15 protein-coding genes are annotated in these 16853 nt (G+C 43.3%); 4 read left to right on the top strand and 11 right to left on the bottom strand.

All coding sequences use genetic code 11. From position 1 onward, the window contains the following. The first annotated feature begins 50 nt into the window (after positions 1 to 50). The 4 genes from AXF18_RS03925 to AXF18_RS03910 all read left to right on the top strand — a co-directional run bounded on the left by AXF18_RS03925 (position 51) and on the right by AXF18_RS03910 (position 2904). Positions 51 to 377, top strand: a complete 327-nt coding sequence (locus tag AXF18_RS03925; RefSeq protein WP_000273860.1) for a PadR family transcriptional regulator — start codon at positions 51 to 53, stop codon at positions 375 to 377. After that, positions 364 to 957, top strand: a complete 594-nt coding sequence (locus tag AXF18_RS03920; RefSeq protein WP_065371496.1) for a DUF1700 domain-containing protein — start codon at positions 364 to 366, stop codon at positions 955 to 957. The genes AXF18_RS03925 and AXF18_RS03920 overlap by 14 nt, the downstream gene beginning before the upstream one ends. Then, positions 950 to 1879, top strand: a complete 930-nt coding sequence (locus AXF18_RS03915; protein ID WP_049550173.1) for a DUF4097 family beta strand repeat-containing protein — start codon at positions 950 to 952, stop codon at positions 1877 to 1879. The genes AXF18_RS03920 and AXF18_RS03915 overlap by 8 nt, the downstream gene beginning before the upstream one ends. A 62-nt stretch (positions 1880 to 1941) precedes the next feature. Then, positions 1942 to 2904: a DUF6574 domain-containing protein gene (locus tag AXF18_RS03910; protein ID WP_000191328.1), complete on the top strand. Its 963-nt coding sequence runs from the start codon at positions 1942 to 1944 to the stop codon at positions 2902 to 2904. 62 nt (positions 2905 to 2966) lie between these two features. Here the strand turns inward: AXF18_RS03910 and AXF18_RS03905 are convergent, their stop codons facing one another. The 11 genes from AXF18_RS03905 to AXF18_RS03855 all read right to left on the bottom strand — a co-directional run bounded on the left by AXF18_RS03905 (position 2967) and on the right by AXF18_RS03855 (position 16765). Then, a complete protein-coding gene (locus AXF18_RS03905) occupies positions 2967 to 3827 on the bottom strand; it encodes a DUF4299 family protein (protein WP_065371495.1) in 861 nt (286 codons plus the stop codon). A gap of 120 nt (positions 3828 to 3947) precedes the next feature. After that, on the bottom strand, positions 3948 to 4934 hold the full coding sequence (locus AXF18_RS03900; RefSeq protein WP_001030013.1) for a rhodanese-related sulfurtransferase: 987 nt from the start codon (positions 4932 to 4934) through the stop codon (positions 3948 to 3950). 131 nt (positions 4935 to 5065) lie between these two features. Next, entirely contained in the window at positions 5066 to 5362 is a 297-nt protein-coding gene (locus AXF18_RS03895; RefSeq protein WP_000188102.1) for a bacteriocin immunity protein, read from the bottom strand. 68 nt (positions 5363 to 5430) lie between these two features. After that, the gene (locus tag AXF18_RS03890; RefSeq protein WP_049501075.1) at positions 5431 to 6120 is read right to left on the bottom strand and encodes a CPBP family intramembrane glutamic endopeptidase; all 690 of its coding nucleotides are present in this window, start codon (positions 6118 to 6120) and stop codon (positions 5431 to 5433) included. Positions 6121 to 6280: 160 nt separating this feature from the next. After that, complete coding sequence (locus AXF18_RS03885; protein WP_049501074.1) at positions 6281 to 7765, bottom strand: ABC transporter substrate-binding protein; 1485 nt, start codon at positions 7763 to 7765, stop codon at positions 6281 to 6283. Positions 7766 to 7873: 108 nt separating this feature from the next. Next, positions 7874 to 8797 (bottom strand): carbohydrate ABC transporter permease, encoded by a 924-nt coding sequence (locus tag AXF18_RS03880; protein ID WP_000818344.1) that lies wholly within the window; start codon positions 8795 to 8797, stop codon positions 7874 to 7876. Between the two features lie 13 nt (positions 8798 to 8810). Beyond that, positions 8811 to 9740 carry a sugar ABC transporter permease gene (locus AXF18_RS03875; RefSeq protein WP_000714584.1) on the bottom strand — a complete coding sequence of 310 codons (930 nt, stop codon included), beginning with the start codon at positions 9738 to 9740 and terminating at the stop codon, positions 8811 to 8813. A gap of 200 nt (positions 9741 to 9940) precedes the next feature. Further along, positions 9941 to 11821 (bottom strand): beta-N-acetylhexosaminidase, encoded by a 1881-nt coding sequence (locus AXF18_RS03870; protein ID WP_065371494.1) that lies wholly within the window; start codon positions 11819 to 11821, stop codon positions 9941 to 9943. Further along, a complete protein-coding gene (locus AXF18_RS03865) occupies positions 11815 to 12684 on the bottom strand; it encodes an ROK family protein (protein ID WP_002880939.1) in 870 nt (289 codons plus the stop codon). The genes AXF18_RS03870 and AXF18_RS03865 overlap by 7 nt, the downstream gene beginning before the upstream one ends. A 98-nt stretch (positions 12685 to 12782) precedes the next feature. Continuing rightward, a complete protein-coding gene (locus AXF18_RS03860) occupies positions 12783 to 15428 on the bottom strand; it encodes an alpha-mannosidase (protein WP_000432735.1) in 2646 nt (881 codons plus the stop codon). A 56-nt stretch (positions 15429 to 15484) separates the two neighbouring features. Further along, positions 15485 to 16765 carry a glycoside hydrolase family 125 protein gene (locus tag AXF18_RS03855; RefSeq protein ID WP_049550170.1) on the bottom strand — a complete coding sequence of 427 codons (1281 nt, stop codon included), beginning with the start codon at positions 16763 to 16765 and terminating at the stop codon, positions 15485 to 15487. Between the last annotated feature and the right edge of the window lie 88 nt (positions 16766 to 16853).

The raw sequence follows: 16853 nt of genomic DNA, 5'->3' as shown, positions 1-16853 counted from the left end.
TTTGAAAAGAGTATATATAAAATTTTTATATAATATAAAGGAGGTTTCCCATGTACTTCCCAACATCCTCTGCCTTGATCGAATTTCTCATCTTGGCTGTACTGGAGCAGGGGGATTCTTATGGTTATGAGATTAGCCAAACCATTAAACTCATCGCCAATATCAAAGAATCTACGCTCTATCCCATTCTCAAAAAATTGGAAGCCAGTGGCTTTCTGACCACCTACTCTAGAGAGTTTCAGGGGCGTATGCGCAAATACTACTCCTTGACCAATCGGGGCGTAGAGCAGCTCGTTACTCTAAAGGAAGAGTGGACGCTCTATACCGACACCGTCAACGGCATTATAGAAGGGAGTATCCGCCATGACAAGAACTGACTATCTGACTCAGTTAGAAACCTATCTCAATAAACTGCCTGAAGCTGACCGCATCGAAGCCATGGACTACTTTAAGGAACTATTTGACGATGCAGGTTCAGAGGGCGAAGAGGAACTCATCGCCAGTCTAGGAACACCAAAAGAAGCAGCTCATGATATCCTCTCTGATCTTCTCGATAAAAAAGTCAATGAGGCACCTGCTCAAAAGAATGATCGCCAACTGCTACACATTGCCCTCCTGGCCCTGCTAGTAGCTCCTATCGGAATTCCGGTCGGGATCGGCATCCTCATGGCCATCATCGGTATTTTTATCGCGGCTGTCTCCGTCATTCTAGCCTTTTTCACTGTTTCGGTGACGGGTATCCTACTGGGCGGACTCTTTATCATAGAGAGCTTTAGCGTCCTAGTCGAAGCCAAATCTGCCTTTATCTTGATTTTTGGGGCCGGTTTGCTTTCTATCGGTGCTTCTTCTCTTGTTCTACTGGGTATCTCCTATGTAGCTCGTTTCTTTGGCCTCCTAATCGTCCGCTTGGCACAATGGATTCTTAAAAAAGGAAAGAGAGGTGATAGACATGCGTAAATTGACAAAAGGATTTCTCATTTTTGGTGTGGTTTCTACAATCCTTGGTTTTATCATGATCATTGTAGGCGCCCAGTCCAATGGTATTCAAAGTTTGCTTGCCATGTCAAAAGACCCCGTCTATGACAATCGTATCGAAGAAGTGACCTTTGGAAATGAAGTGGAAAAACTTGATTTGACCCTTGAAGAACACAGCCTAACCATCACAGAGTCTGTAGATGACAAGATCCATATCACCTATCATCCTTCCGTGTCTGGTCGTCACGATCTAACTACTGGCATGAGTGACAAAACACTGAGCGTCACTGACAAACAAGCCTCCCAACATCGTTTTCTCGGTTCAGGAATCGAAGGCTTACTTCGTATTGCCAGCAGTTATTCTAACCGTTTTGACGAAGTCATTCTCTCCCTCCCCAAAGGAAGAAGGCTACAAGCTATCACCGTCTCAGCCAATCGTGGACAAACCAATATTCGTCAAGCCAATCTTGAAAATGCGACAATCAAAACAAAAGGCTATCTCTTAAGAATAACAGAAAGCTCTATCAAGAATAGTACACTAACGACACCTCATATCATCAATATCTTTGATACCGAATTTACAGATAGCCAGGTCAAGACGGAAAGGGAACACATCTATGCTGAGAATATCAAGGTCCACGGCAAGGTTGAGCTAGAGGCTCATTCCACTCTAAACCTCATTCTCTCCCAGAAAGAGACTGACCGTATCAATCTAGATCTTTCTTCTCAACATGGTGGTATCTATCATAAACCCAAAGAAGAACATCGTGGACAAAAAGAGAATGAACTTGCCAACCCATACAAGACAGACAAAGCAGATGTCAAGGACCTGCTCATTGCAAAAGCCAACCAGGATATCTACCTACCTAAAGAAGAGTACTCTTCTCCATCTAGAAACCATTGACAAAAACGCTTTCATCTGCTAATCTAAAAATAGAAAACGACCATAAAAAAGGAGGTTCCACCATGACACAAGAATGGTTTGAAAGTGCCGATCTTGAGAAGAAATCACCTCAGACAAAATCAGAAATCCAGCCCAACGAGCCTGAGACTTCAGAAACTGTGGAGACCGAACTACAAGTAAGCCAAGAAACTCCTATCTCACCTAAAGAGTCGGAAACGCATGAGGAGGAAGCTCCCGAAACGATAGAAGAAGCCCAAACCGAGGAAGAGGGAGAAGGGAAAGCTGAAGAGGAGCACAAGCAAGAAAACCCTGCAAAAGAGAAAAGTAACCTCAGCAAGGCTTTAGATAGTCCCTATATCCCAGACATTGACCCTCGTAAAACTGCCCGGTTCAAAGAAGAAATCGCACTATTTTGGACTTGGTTGCTGGACGCTATCCAAGAACCAACTGCCAGCAAGAATACGGACCAAAAGCATCGTTACAGTGTCTTTGGCCTGCTCACTTTACTATCCTCGATTAGCCTTTTCTTTAGTATCTATCATATCAAGCACCTCTACTACGGCTATATGGCCTCTATTGCCAATAGTTTACCTAACCAGCTCCCTCCTTTAGATCTCTTTGCTGGGCTTTCTATCTTGGTCGCTAGCGCTCTATTTTACTTTTCTATCATTTTGGGAGGCTTTACTGTCCGACGTGTGCTGGACCAGGAGAGCGACTTCACATTCCAAGAAGCTTGCGATCGTTACAGCCGGCTCTTTGCTATACCACTTGTCCTAACAGCTCTAGCAAGTTTCTTTGCACTTTTTGGTGGCTTACGATTTGCTGGCATCCTCACTCTTCTAAGCATGACCATCTTTGCCCTTGGAAATCTCTTTGTGATTAGCAAGCCAAGTAAGACCAGTAGCCTTGACCCATTTTATCGTTTCTTACTAGCTGTCTTACTTGATGCTGCTATTCTCTTACCCTTCTTCATTGCAGAGTTGGCGCTAACAGTGGACTACCTTCGCATCCTGACCTTCTTTTAACCAAAATCCCTGCCATTTGTTAATGACAGGGATTTTTATTCTTACTCTTTTTTGGACAAGGTCTACTCGATGCTTGCCAATCCTTCAAAATCTTTTCCCAAAATGGCTTGTACTTCCAATTGATTGGCATCTAGTTGGTGGTAAAATTCTGTTGGTAGTGACTCTAGGAATCTTGCATAGTCCAAGCGAGCGATGGTTTCATAGTCTTCTGCTTTGGACCCATCACCAGAAATCTTCACTAGGTCAATCTCCCAAACAAGCTCCTTGCCTGCTAGCTGCTCGGTATAGGGTGCTGGTACAAAGGGCTCCTTAGGTAAAATCGTCTTGACTCCCTGGGCTAGGTGGTAGATACCGTGCACCTTGCCTTGAGCATCCGGGTAAAATTTCACACTGGCAAGGTAGGCATCAGAGCCTTGAACCTTCTTGACTAGCTCTTCAAAACGTGCCAATCCGTCCTCAGCCAAAAAGCTCTCGAGGTAGTCCTTGTTGAGATAAATAGGAGACAAGAGTCCTTGGCAATATACTAAACGAACCGCCTTATCCGCTAGATAATGCTGGATCGTTTGTCGGAAATAAGCTTCAAAGTCAAAGTCTTCTAGCCCTTCTACCACTTGCCCCAACTTGCTCGATAGGGCTTGGAGGAGAGCTTCTACAATCTCCCAGTCCGCTCTGGTAAGAAAGTCTGGAATCACCACTGGATAGCCTTTTCGACTATCCGCATAGTTCACTTTGAAAAGAAATTGCGACTGGCCTACAATCCCACACTCCATGTACTCGAGACGATTGAGGGGCTGACGGAGATAGACTGCATCATAACTGTGCGACTCCAAGCCCTCCACCAAGGCCAAGATGGACTTGGCAGTCAAGACCTCCTGTTGTCCTAGAATGCTTTCTTTATTTGGGATAAAAAATGTTTTCGCCATAACTGGCCTCCTTTGAAATCGTTTACACATAGTATACCCTATTTTCCTGAAAGATACAGAAACAAATTTTAGATTTTTAGATAAAAAGCATAGAAAAACAGCCCTAAAGGCTGTTTGATGTTATACAGTAGCGACTTGATCCAAGCTTTCACCGATAGCTGCTAGGCGCTCCACCACTTCTGCTTGTGTCAATTCATTTTCTGAAACGTAGCGGTTGCGTGGGTGAACACGACACTCGTGTGAGCATCCACGAAGGTATTTGTCTTCATTTTCTTCTGATGTTAGGATACGACGGTTACAGAAGGGATTTCCACAGTTGACATAACGTTCACATGGTGTTCCATCAAACCAGTCTTTCCCTACGATGGTTGGGTTAACATGGTTGACATCGACTGCGATACGCTCGTCAAAGACGTACATTTTCCCATCCCAAAGCTCACCTTGAACTTCTGGGTCTTTACCGTAAGTTGCGATTCCTCCGTGCAATTGGCCAACATCTTTGTAGCCTTCACGAACCATCCAACCTGAGAATTTCTCACAACGAACGCCACCTGTACAGTAAACCACGACACGCTTGTCCATGAATTTTTCCTTGTTGTCACGAACCCATTGTGGTAACTCACGGAAGTTGCGGATGTCTGGGCGGATAGCTCCACGGAAATGTCCTAGGTCGTACTCATAATCGTTACGTGTGTCAAGGACAACGGTATCTTCGTCAAGAAGGGCTTCTTTGAACTCTTTTGGAGACAAGTAAGCACCTGTTGTTTCAAGTGGGTTGATGTCGTTGTCAAAGTCGTTGTCTTCCAAACCAAGGTGGACAATTTCTTTCTTGTAGCGAACAAACATCTTCTTGAAGGCTTGTTCATTTTCTTCGTCAATCTTGAACCAGAGGTCTTCCATGCCTGGGAGACTGTGAACGTAGTCCATGTATTTTTGAGTTGTTTCGTAGTCACCTGAAACAGTTCCGTTAATTCCCTCGTCAGCGACTAGGATACGGCCTTTAAGGCCGATTGATTTACAGAAAGCCAAGTGGTCTGCAGCAAATTGCTCTGCATTTTCAATTGGAGTATAAAGGTAGTAAAGTAAGACACGAATATCTTTTGCCATAAGATTTGTTCTCTTTTCTATTCTTAAATTTTCAGAATTTTTCATTCAACTATACTAGTATACCCACTTGGGAAAACGAATGCAATTTATTTGACCGGAAATTGTAGAAAGAGTCCTACCCCTGCACTTCATCAGTAACCATACCGAATAACAGATAATTCTCTCAATTTTTTGATTTGCTTAGCTTGACTTTCTGACAAATCCAGCTTATTGTCAATCAACACACGTGAGATGTCAACGTTCATTTGGCTCAGAATAAATGGAGTAGAGGTTCCATCGTCCTTTAATCGTTTTTTATAAATCACTAACTGATTTTTCAGGGGAGCAAGTTGAGGCGCAGCCTTTATATCTTCCAATAGATGATCAATGATGGTCATGGCTTCACAACGCCTTTCGCTTCCTCCAGCAAACCATTTTAATGGTGTCATTCTCATTTTCCTCCTGAAATTCGCTTATAAATTGAAAAACTATAATTCCTAACTCTCCAGCCAGTATTTTACCCAAACACCCTATGTAAAAAAGTCAGCAAAAATGGCAAGGTCGCTACAATATTATTGATCACATGCACTGCATAGGAAGGATAGATGCTCTTGGTATAGCGGGTCAAACCAGCAAAGATGATTCCAGATGTTGTAAAAACGAAAATATCTAACAGACTAGGCAGACTTGAAAAATGAGGAAGAGCAAACAAAATGGAAGGAAGAAGCAAATCAAGACCAAATCGCGAATCTTTAAAAAAGGCGTGTTGCAGTAATCCTCTATAGATTAACTCTTCCATCAGTGGAATCAGAAAGAACAGGGCTATATAGATACCTAGCTCTGCAAAGTTAGTCCCACTATAACCAATCAATACAGCCCAACCTTCAGCAGTTGACTGAACATGTTTAGCTGTCTGAACGTTAAAAGAGATCTGGAGCACTACCACTAATACTGTCAAAATCGAATACCAAAGCCATTTTTTTCTTGGAATGCGAAAGAGATAACCATGGCCTGTCTTAACCAGAATCCAAATCATGACTCCGATAAATAGCAAACTCAAGATATTTTGAATCCAGAAGAAATTGCCTATCTGGGAAGAAAATTGCCAATAGTTTTGGACAATAAGCGTCAGCTGAGAAAGACCAAATACGAAAAATAGGTAAGAGAAGACAGCACTCATTTTGAAAAGAAAGCGATATTTTTTCATAATAAATCCTCTATAGATGTATGTGTATCACATCGCATAAACCCTCAGAACCACTCTTTTCATGTTTACATCCTAAAAATCACTACCTCCCCTAGAGAACTAGGGAAGGCAGCGATCACATTTTTAGGAATTAGGAATGAATACACGAAATCAATCGATCTTATGATTTTTTGTTTTTCAAGAATTCGTCATATTGTTTTTGCATTTCGTTCAATACTTTTTCGTAGGCACCTTCAGATTTCAATTTTTCCATCAATTCTGGAATAGCTTTATCTGGGTCTACAGTACCAGTGTTGATAGCTGTATCGAATTGTTGCATTGTGTTAGAAATGGCTGAGATTTCAGATTTCACATTGTCAGTGTTAAAGATGAATCCAAGTGCTGGAGATTCTTTAGCTTCTGCCAATTGTTTCTTAGAATCTTCGATTTGTTGGTCTGTAACGTTTTCGTTGATGTAAAGAATCCAGTTGTTACCAGTGTTCCATCCACCCATGTGAGTATTTCCTTTGTAGCCATCAAGGACGCGTACACGGTTTTCTTTACCTTCAATTTTTTCCCAGTTCTTGCCTTCTGGACCGTAAACAAGACCGTTCAAGAGTTCTGGGTTCGTGTTCAAGAGGTTCAACACTTCCATTGATTTTTCTTTGTTCTTAGAGTTGTTTGAGATAACAAAGTTGGCAACTTGTGTTGTTTGATTTTTCTTGATAAAGTTAGTGATTGGTTTGATTTGGATGTCTTTGTTAGCAACACGTGAAAGCAAGCTGTTACCATAGTCAGCTGGTCCTACTGTTTCTTCACGAACAAACCAAGTATCTTGTTGAAGGTCAAATGAAGTGTCGCTTGTTGCTACGTCTTTTGGAATGTATCCTTCTTCATAGAATTTGTGAAGAGTCTTCAAGTGTTCTTTGAAACGAGGCACTTCGTAACGGTTTACGATCTTAGTAGTGTCTCCTTCAAGGTCGATAACAAATGGAAGTCCGTTTGGTACTGGGTAGTCAAAGTTATCAGATGGGATAAAGTTCTTCGTAACCGCAAATGGTACTACATCTGGAGCTTTTTCTTTGATTTGTTTCAAGACTGGCTCAAGTGTTTCGTATGAAGTGACACCTGAAATATCGATACCGTATTTAGCAAGAAGAGTTCCGTTGAAGGCAAAGTTTTGAGATGATGCAACGTTAGCTGCAACTGGTACTGCATAGATCTTACCGTTTACAGTGTTCCCTTTGATGTAAGCTGGGTCAAGTGCTTTGTAAAGCTCTGCTCCTTCTTTTTTATACAATTCTGTTAAGTCAGCATAAGCACCTTTTTGAGCATTTACGACATAGTTAGATGCAAATGCGATATCATAGTTTTCACCAGATGATGTGATAACAGACATTTTCTTATCATAGTCACCCCATCCAAGGTATTGGATATCCAATTTAGCACCGACTTTTTCTTCGATGATTTTGTTTGCATTTTCTAGCAATTCATCCAAGTTGTCTGGTTTGTCACCGATTTGGTACATTTTGATTACAGGTTTTTCACCTGAAGTAGTATCTGCAGCTTTTTTGTTGTTACCTGTAAGGTTTCCACAAGCAGCAAGGCCAGCAGCCAAAGCGACTACGCTAGCAGATGCAAAAGCATATTTTTTCCAGTTTTTCATGATAAAAACTCCTTTTTTTATTTTTAAACTTATAAACGATTTAATGATTTGTAACTTCAGTCACTAAGATGAAGTTGGGAAGGGAGAAACGGTGTTTCTCAACAAGTGCTATTCTTTCACACCACCGATCGTCAACCCTTTAACAAAGTAGCGTTGGAAGAATGGATACAGAATCGCGATTGGAAGGGTTGCAACAACAACCATGGCCATACGACCTGTTTCTTTCGGTAGAGCGACTCCCAGTTGGCCAGATAGGCCGACTGCTTTTGCGATGTAGTCCATATTTTGCTGGATTTGCATGAGCAAATATTGCAATGGATACAAGTTGTCACTCTTGATGTAAAGAAGGGCGTTGAACCAGTCGTTCCAGAAACCAAGAGCTGTCAAAAGCGTGATGGTTGCGATACCTGGAAGTGATAATGGCAAACAAATCTGGAAGAAGATCCGAGCTTCACTGGCACCATCGATACGAGCAGATTCGAGAATGGCTTCTGGAATGGTCTTCTTGAAGAAGGAACGCATCAAGATGATGTTGAATGGTGAGAGGAGCATTGGAACAATCAAGGCCCAAACGGTATCACCCAGTTGAAGCAGGCGAGTAACCACGATATAGCCTGGTACCAAACCAGCATTGAACAACATACTAAGAAGAGCGAAGATTGTGAAGAATCTGCGGTACTTAAAGGTTGTACGTGAGATAGCGTAGGCATAAGTGGTTGTGATGAAGACGTTGGTCACTGTTCCGACTACAGTTACAAAAACTGAGATAAAGAGCGCTTGGAGGATCTTATCTTTAAACTGAGCTAGGAACTGGAATCCATCTACACCAAATTTCGAAGGGAAAAAGCTATATCCATACTGGAGGATGCTCTTTTCATCTGTCACCGAAATGATGATAACGAAGATAAAGGGCAAGATACAAGAAAGAGCGATCAAACCAGAGATGATACTAAAGAAGATATCTGCTTTCTTACTGAAGGAGTGAATGCCGACATTATCGATTTTTTCTTTTTTAATTTTCTTTTCTGCCATATTCTCCTCCTTTCTAGAACAAAGCTGAGTTTGGATCGACTCGTCTTGCAAGCAAGTTTGATAGGATAACCAGAATCAAACCGACTACGGATTGGTAAAGACCGGCTGCTGAAGCCATACCGATATCTGCTGTCTGAGTCAAACCATTAAAGACATACACGTCCAAAACGTTGGTTACATTGTAAAGCTGACCAGCATTGTGTGGAATTTGATAGAAGAGACCAAAGTCTGCACGGAAGATATTTCCGACTGCAAGGATGGTCAAGACTGTTACAAGCGGAGTCAACTGAGGAATGGTTACGTTGCGAATACGTTGCCACTTGCTCGCCCCGTCCACTGTTGCTGCTTCGTAGTAGGTTGGGTCAATTCCCATGATTGTCGCATAGTACATGACACTGCTATATCCAAAGCCTTTCCAAATACCTAGGAAAAGGAGAAGGTATGGCCAAATGCCTAAGTCAGCGTAGAAGTTGACTTCCTTCATGCCAATGGATGTTAGGAAATGGTTGAAGACCCCTTTGTCAATGTTTAGGAAGGCATCTGTAAAGAAACTGATGATAACCCATGACAGGAAGTAAGGGAACAACATAGACGTTTGGAAAATCTTAACCATTCTTTTAGAGCGAAGCTCGCTGAGGATGATGGCAATCCCTACTGATACAATCAAACCGATAAAGATAAAGCCGAGATTGTAAAGAACGGTATTACGAGTGATGATAAAGGCATCTTTTGAACTGAACAAGAATCTGAAATTATCTAACCCGACCCATTTACTATTCACAATACTATCTATGAAACCATTACTGGTCATATGGTAGTCTTTAAAGGCGACCACATTCCCAAATACTGGAATGTAAAAGAATAGAATCAACCAGAGTGCCCCTGGTAAAACCATCAAGAGAAAGATCCAGTTATCTCTCAAGGTCTTTGAAAACTTTTTCATAATTTCCTCCCTTTTTATTCCTAAAAACTGATTTCATCGAATTTTTAGGTTTGATAACGATTACATTATTAGTATACTCCTATTTGAAGGCTAGGTTAAACTACTAATTATAGAAAAAACTCCACAAATTATTTTTTGTGGAGAAGTTTTTTATAAGAAATAGGTTTCACGAGAAACATTCTGACTCGGAAAAAAGACCTTTAAGTCGTATAAATCGTCGAAGCTGTCGCAATAGTGTGCCACTGGTTGGCTGTTGTGGCTGTAAATCCCTTGTCTGCGTAGAAGTCAGTAAATGGTAAGATTTCCACTTCTAACTCGTCGATGCGGTCAAGCTGACCAGCTAGATAAGCCTCGATGCGACTTTCTGCTCGCTTGATGCGTTGCAAGAGTCCTCCCATACGGATATCAACTGTGTCCAAGCCAAAGACCTTGTTTTCCTTCAACCATTGATGGCTAAAGAGGGCATGGAAATGTTCAATCTCGCTTCTGAGTTTTGGTAATTCTTGTCTGGCGATTTGCTGTAAGCTGACTTTGTCACCGGCTTTATAAGCTTCACGAATGCGTCGTCCCACATCCACTTTACTGCTTAAAATCTGGTTCAACTGGGCCTGAGTTTCAAAGAGGTAAGAGTAGTTTCCAGCTTTTTCTTTGATAACAGCAAGCGTTTCAGCGGCCTGAGCAAAGTGCGGTTTGTCCTGTTCAGGTGTCACGTGCCGGTCAAGAATCGGACAGAGAACATCCTGATAAAAGACATAGCGGTTGGGATTGATCCCGCTGAGATTGCCTGGCAAGTCTGGTAAGAGGTTAGCTAGGTCAATCTGCATAAAGTCCTCAACCGATAGACCTGTATTGGTCTTGAAGTGAGCAGACAAACGGTCGAGGTTATTGCGGTAGCTGAGTTCTGCCCAGATTTGCAAGCTGGTTAGGATAGAAAACTGGGCAGTTTCCCCACCATTGTCCCCCCAACCAGTTACGATGACCTCTTTGATCTGATTAGCACGACAGGCTTTATTGGCCTCGATAGCCACTAGACGGCTGAAATGGTTGTGTGGGGTAAAACCAATCCACTTCCAAGCACCACCTGCAAAGGCTATATCTTGGCTAATCTTGTGGTGATTGCGGAAATTACGATTGTACTTTTCTTCGCTATCTTGGTAATAATCCCAGTAAACCAAGGTTACACGATCTTTGAGACGGTCTAGGTAAACACGAGTTTCCTCAGGAATTTCCACATCACGGTCGTACTGGCCATCTGCTGACATGAGTTTGAAGAACATGTCACTCCACATTTGGCAGTGGAAACCATACTTATCGGCAATATCCAGCACGCGCTCCAAGTGTTGACACATGAGGAGACTACGGTCCACAACACCGTTCAAAATGAGGTAGCGCCCCAAACCAACCAAGTGGGCTTCGTCCATCCCAATATTGACCTTGCGTGTCTGCAGTTTAGACAGAGTGGCAAACATGCCATCAATCAGGTCATACACCTTTTCTTCACCGATAAGGAGAATGTCCTCTACATCACGGAGTTCTTGCACTTCTTTGACACCCCATTTGACGAAGGCTGACAAGTGGGCCAAGGTCTGGATGCAAGGCACAAAGGTCATGTCAAACTGCTGGGCGTAGGCTTCTATTTCCTGCAACTCCTCAGCCGAGTAGGCACCACGGAAATAACCAAAGTAAGGTTGCCCCTCAATCTGATAAGTATCTTCCATGTAGAGCTCAAAGGTTGAATAACCCATGAGAGCCAAGACCTCAATCATCTGTTTGGCAGAAGCCACATTCAGCACCGCATTTCGAGAACAGTCTGCCATGTAGGCCAAATCTTCATAAGCAGCTTGTTCTTCAAGGTCTACCTTATCACCTTCTGCTAGAGCTGTTGCCAACAAGGACAAGGCGCGGTAGAGTTGGTGAGGTTTTCGATAGGTTAGTTGATAGTGTCCACCTTCACCCTTGATAGAGATAGAGGCTTGGTCAGACTGAGCGACAGCTACCTCTACATCTGGCAGAGAAATGTGATTTTTTAATGCTTCAATAGCTTGCGTTTGCTTGGGACTAAGTCCTGTAAATCTTACCACTGATTTTCCTCCTGTAGCCAGTTGACAAGGGCACCGTAGAGATTGGCTTCTGCATGATAGGTGCAGGCTTGGATAACTGGTGCGACCGTGTATTCTTCGTAGGTCTCGACAAAGTTACCGACAGCCTTCTTGACACCTTGGATAAAATCAGGGTTTTGGCTGATGGAGCCACCTAGGCTAATGACATCTGGGTCGATCAGATACTGGATATTGAGCAAGCCTTGCGCCAGATTACGGTTCATGCGCTCAATCGCTTCTTGACAAAGAGCATTGCCAGCTGCGGCCTCTTGGTAAATCTTGCGTCCGTCCCAGTCAGTCTGACCAGACTTTTCAATCACGTATCGCACCATATTTCCAGTTGACGCTAGTTGCGACCAGTTGTTGAGTTTTTCAGCAGGGGCAAGGGTTGTCATGTAGCCAAACTCTCCCCCCAAGCCGTGGCGACCTCGGTGAAGCTTGCCATTGATAATCATGGCACCACCGATTCCAGTCCCAATCACGACACAGGCTGCATTTTCAATCTCTGGATGAGCCAGCAGTTCACTAAGTCCAACACAGTTGGCATCATTTTCTAGATGGACAGGGAGTTGATGATGAGCAAGAGCTTCATACCAAGAAAAGCCATGGATGTAAGGTACGGCACTGATTCCCTCAATCACACCTGTTTCTTGATTGACCGCGCCTGGAACGCTCATGGCAATGCCCTTATAATCTTTCTCCGACAGACGTTGGTCTAGCCAAGTCAGTAAATCCTCCAAGTTTTCTGGCGTCGGAGTACTTGTCTTATCTAGTATTTTTCCATCAGGAGTCAGACTGGCAAACTTAATCCCAGTCCCTCCGATATCAATGGTTGCAATGGTCATTGTTCTTCCCATAAAAAGGGGCGAATCAGTAGTCAATCCTTACTCTTTCGCCCCTCCTTTCTATCTCTTATTATTAGTTATCAAACACTTTAAAACTGTTAAATGTCTTCTTTTTTGATCAATTCTGTGCGAATCTCTTGTGGCGCTAATAGTCCTGAATGAACGGGATATGGTCGTTCAAGCAAGTCCAAAATGGTTTGTTGGTGTTCAGATATGCGCACATTTTCTTGGCTCATATTGTAGTAACGAAGTACATATCCTTCTTCATTTTCAGCTACCTTAAAGGCTGTCGGGCAGACTTGTGGCAAGCTGAGTGCCGCATGACTCAAGAGGCTACCAGTCGCAGCAACACTTCCTTCTTGTTTAGCAACCTGAAGACTAGTGAATGGTGTTTGGAAGGCTTTGGCACGACGGAAAGCTGAGAAACGTTCCCCTGCTTGGTGGCATTCAAGTGTAAACTCAACTTCAAACTCACGCAAGCACTGAGCTTCTGGTGTTGGGAAGTAACCCCAGTCACCTAACTCACCTGATGCACGCAAAATGGTCACTGCAATGGTGTCGTCTCCAAGGATTTCATACTCGTGCAATCCTTTATTAGCCACTGTCACCCCTTTTTCATCATCATACAGACTGACAAAGGCTTGTTGGTGTTGAGGATTTTCAGGATTTTCCCAAGAAGCAGCTGGTTTATTTGGTCGTGTCACCACCTCATAGATGCTTTCAGAGTCATTGCTTGGACGTGTGTTATGAGTCTTGACCAAGAGACGGATACGGTGGTCCTTGGCTGTGTTAGTAAAGCGAGTCTTGAAACGAATTTGTGGATTGTCAACAAAGACGGTCATCTCTGTTTCAAGAAGAACGCTTGTCAATTCTTCTGAGCGCCCAGCTTCACGCGTCATAAACTCGATGATGCCTCTTTGTTCCGCATCCAGTTTTTCGTCTGCACTTACTGGAATTGTCAATTCATGCTTGAGCAAAATCTTGGCAAAACGTGCTGTATTTTCCAAGACCTCATAGCCTTTGAGTTCTGCGTAGATAGGCTCTGTTCCTTTTGGTTGGAAGTAGATGTACTCATTTCCAATGTCACCACGGTCTTCAAAGCGAATAACATCTTCATAAGCTTCATGAGTTGTCTTGTCGTAGACCGTGATGTTTTCATCCACACTGACCGTTACAAATGGCGTATCAATCACTCCATTTTGGTAAATACCGTCACGGTGTTCTTGTTCTCCTTCAAGCAATTGGAAGGTTGTCCAAGAGAGAGGTGCTAGATGAACAGGGACTGTCACGCGCACTTGTCGAGCAATACGAGCCTGACGGAACTTGTCTTTTGGTAAATCATACTCAAAATTAGCTCCCAAATCTTCGATTTTCGCTTCTACAGCATGTCCTTCCAAGTCTTCAACACGGTAGCTTGGCAAGGTCAAGGCTGCCATCTTCTTATAGCCTTCTGTTGGGTGCAATTCTTTGAAATCACAAGTCGCCACATCAATCACTGTGCTGACCGTATCAACCTTATCATGCAAGCCTGTATTGATAACCGTAAAGAGATGGTCGCTTTGGGCTTCATGGGTTGCGATTTTACCCTTCCACTCGTTGAGAAGGTTAGTTTTCACAAAGTTTCCGACTTGGTTGACCTTGGCAAAACGTGTCTCCATCTCACGGTGAACCTCGTCCACGCTACAGCCACAGATACTGTCATGTGGCGCATTTTGTAGAAGAACTTTCCAAGCATAGGTCAACTGGTCCTTATGGTTGTGCCCACCAGTGATGACAGTTAATGGCTCCACCACTTGTTCTAGCAGGTTACTATTTTCTTGGAAGGCTTGTTTAAGGTAAATCCGTGATGAGGAAGTGTTGGCAAGCGTGTACCAACCATCTGTTTCTTGACTCGTCAACTCACCTGTAACCGTAGATAACTGCTCCGGTAGGGCACTTTCTACTGCATGGACATAGTCATCAAAGGAACTATGCACAAAGGTTACATCTGGGAAGAGTTCATTTGCCACACGAATGGCTTCGCTCAGATTTCGCTGTACAGGCTGGTGGTCACAGCCGTTCATCATCAACCATTGGTTGGTCGAAGCATAGTCACGTACGTCTGACAATTTTTGTCTCCAGAAAGTCAGGGCCTCATCCTTATCAACTGGGATTTCATTCCCATTACTATACCAGTTGGCAAAGAGGATACCGAGGACACGACTTCCGTCCGCACCCTGCCAGTACATTTCTGAAAATTGGGAAGTAAACTGCTCATCTTCGAGGACTTGGTTGTCAAATCCAATCGGCTTCACACCACGCCCAAAAGCTGCCACGTGAATACCTGATTTTTGAAGGATTTGGGGAGCTTGCCCCATATTTCCAAAGGTATCTGGGAAGTAACCAATCTGGGTTGATTTGCCCCATTTTGCACATTCTGCTTGACCAATCAAGGTATTGCGAACATTGGCTTCACTTGAAATCAAGTAATCATCCTGCAAGATGTAAAAGGGACCAATTTTGAGTTTGCCTTCGTCGATGTAACGTTGGACTTTGTCGCGATTTTCAGGGCGAATTTCCAAATAGTCATCAAGGACAATGGTTTGGCCATCCAAGTGGAAACTCTTGAACTCAGGGTCATTTTCAAAAAGGTCAAAAAGATTATCAAATAATTCCACCAACTGCATACGGTGGCTTTCAAAAGGTAAGTACCACTCACGGTCCCAGTGACTATGTGAGATAATATGTACAACAACATTTTCCATGAAGTAAAACCTCATTCTAAATTTAAATTTTTATTTCTATCTAACTAAAGAACTGACTAGCGAATATCCAGGTAATCCAAGACTAATTCACAGAACATCATGTTGGCCCAAGAGAACCATTCACGAGAGTAGAGCGTTGGGTCATCCACGTGGAAGCTTTCGTGCATAACACCTGTTCCACCATCGCAGGCAACCAGCTGATCGAGCAAGAATTTCTTCTCCGCCTTATCTCTTGTTGTCAAACCTTGGATAGAAAGGGCGATTGGCCAGATATAGCGATAGAAGGTATGAGAACTTCCGAGACCGCTAGCGTATTCTCCTTGGTAGAAGTATGGATTTTCAGGGCTCAGAATGGTCCGACGAGTTGCTTGGTAAACCTCATCGTCAATGTCGCAGTAGCCCAGATAAGGCGCAGCCAACAAACTTGGTACGTTTGGGTCATCCATGATGCTAGCATTCCCTAAACCATCCACTTCAAAGGCGTAAATCTTTTCACCCTTGCTGTTAGTGGTGTAAGCGTAGTTTTCGATTCCTTCTTGGATTTCAGCTTGCAGGCGTTTAGCGTCTGCCACGATGTTTTGGCTATCAGCTAGATCCAGTTCTGCAAAGATTTCTTGCACATACCCCAAGACAACTACGGCAAACATATTGGACGGAATCAAATAGCTATACTGACAGCAGTCATCACTCGGACGAAAAGCTGACCAGGTCATACCTGTCACTGCAAAGTCAGGTCCAAATCCATCATTTACCAAGGTGTCTTCCTTGCGGTCTGTATCACGGACAAAACGATAAGGTGAATTGTTGTGGTCTTGTTCCACTGTCCAAAGATGGAGAATTTCCTTGGTTGCTGCGACAAAAGTCTCATCAAACTGACTGGTCTCACCAGTCTCTTTCCAAAGTAGATAAGCCAGTTGCAAAGGATAGCAAAGCGAGTCCACCTCGTACTTGCGTTCCCAGATCCAACCATTAAGGTCCGTGTGGTCAGTCTCGTGGTGGCCCTTCCAGTTCTCCTCAATATTGAAGGAATTGGCATACGGATCCTTGAGCACCAAGGTCATCTGACGCTTGACCAAACCTGAAATGGTCTGGCGCAAGAGAGGATCTCTTTTAGCCACATGAAGGTAGGGTCTGAGTTGGGCTGTCGAATCCCGAAGCCACATGGCAGGAATATCCCCAGTCAATACAAAGGTTGAGCCATCTTCTAGGATCTCGACCGTATTGTCCAAGGTGTCTGTATAGCAACGCTCAAAGACATCCACCCACTCCGGATGGTCCTTAGCCCGCTCTGCTACTTCATCCAGCCATTCTCTAACAATTTCTTTCGAATAAGTCATCGTGCAGTTTCCTCTTTCAAACAAGTTTCATGTTCAGTATATAGTTTTTGAGACAGAAAATACATACACAAATGATAGTCATTTTTCT

The organism is Streptococcus sp. oral taxon 064 (genome assembly GCF_001683375.1).
In the GTDB taxonomy this organism is placed as follows: domain Bacteria; phylum Bacillota; class Bacilli; order Lactobacillales; family Streptococcaceae; genus Streptococcus; species Streptococcus oralis_S.
The sequence above is the reverse complement of the archived record's forward strand: the minus strand, read 5'-3'. Positions and strand labels throughout refer to the sequence as shown.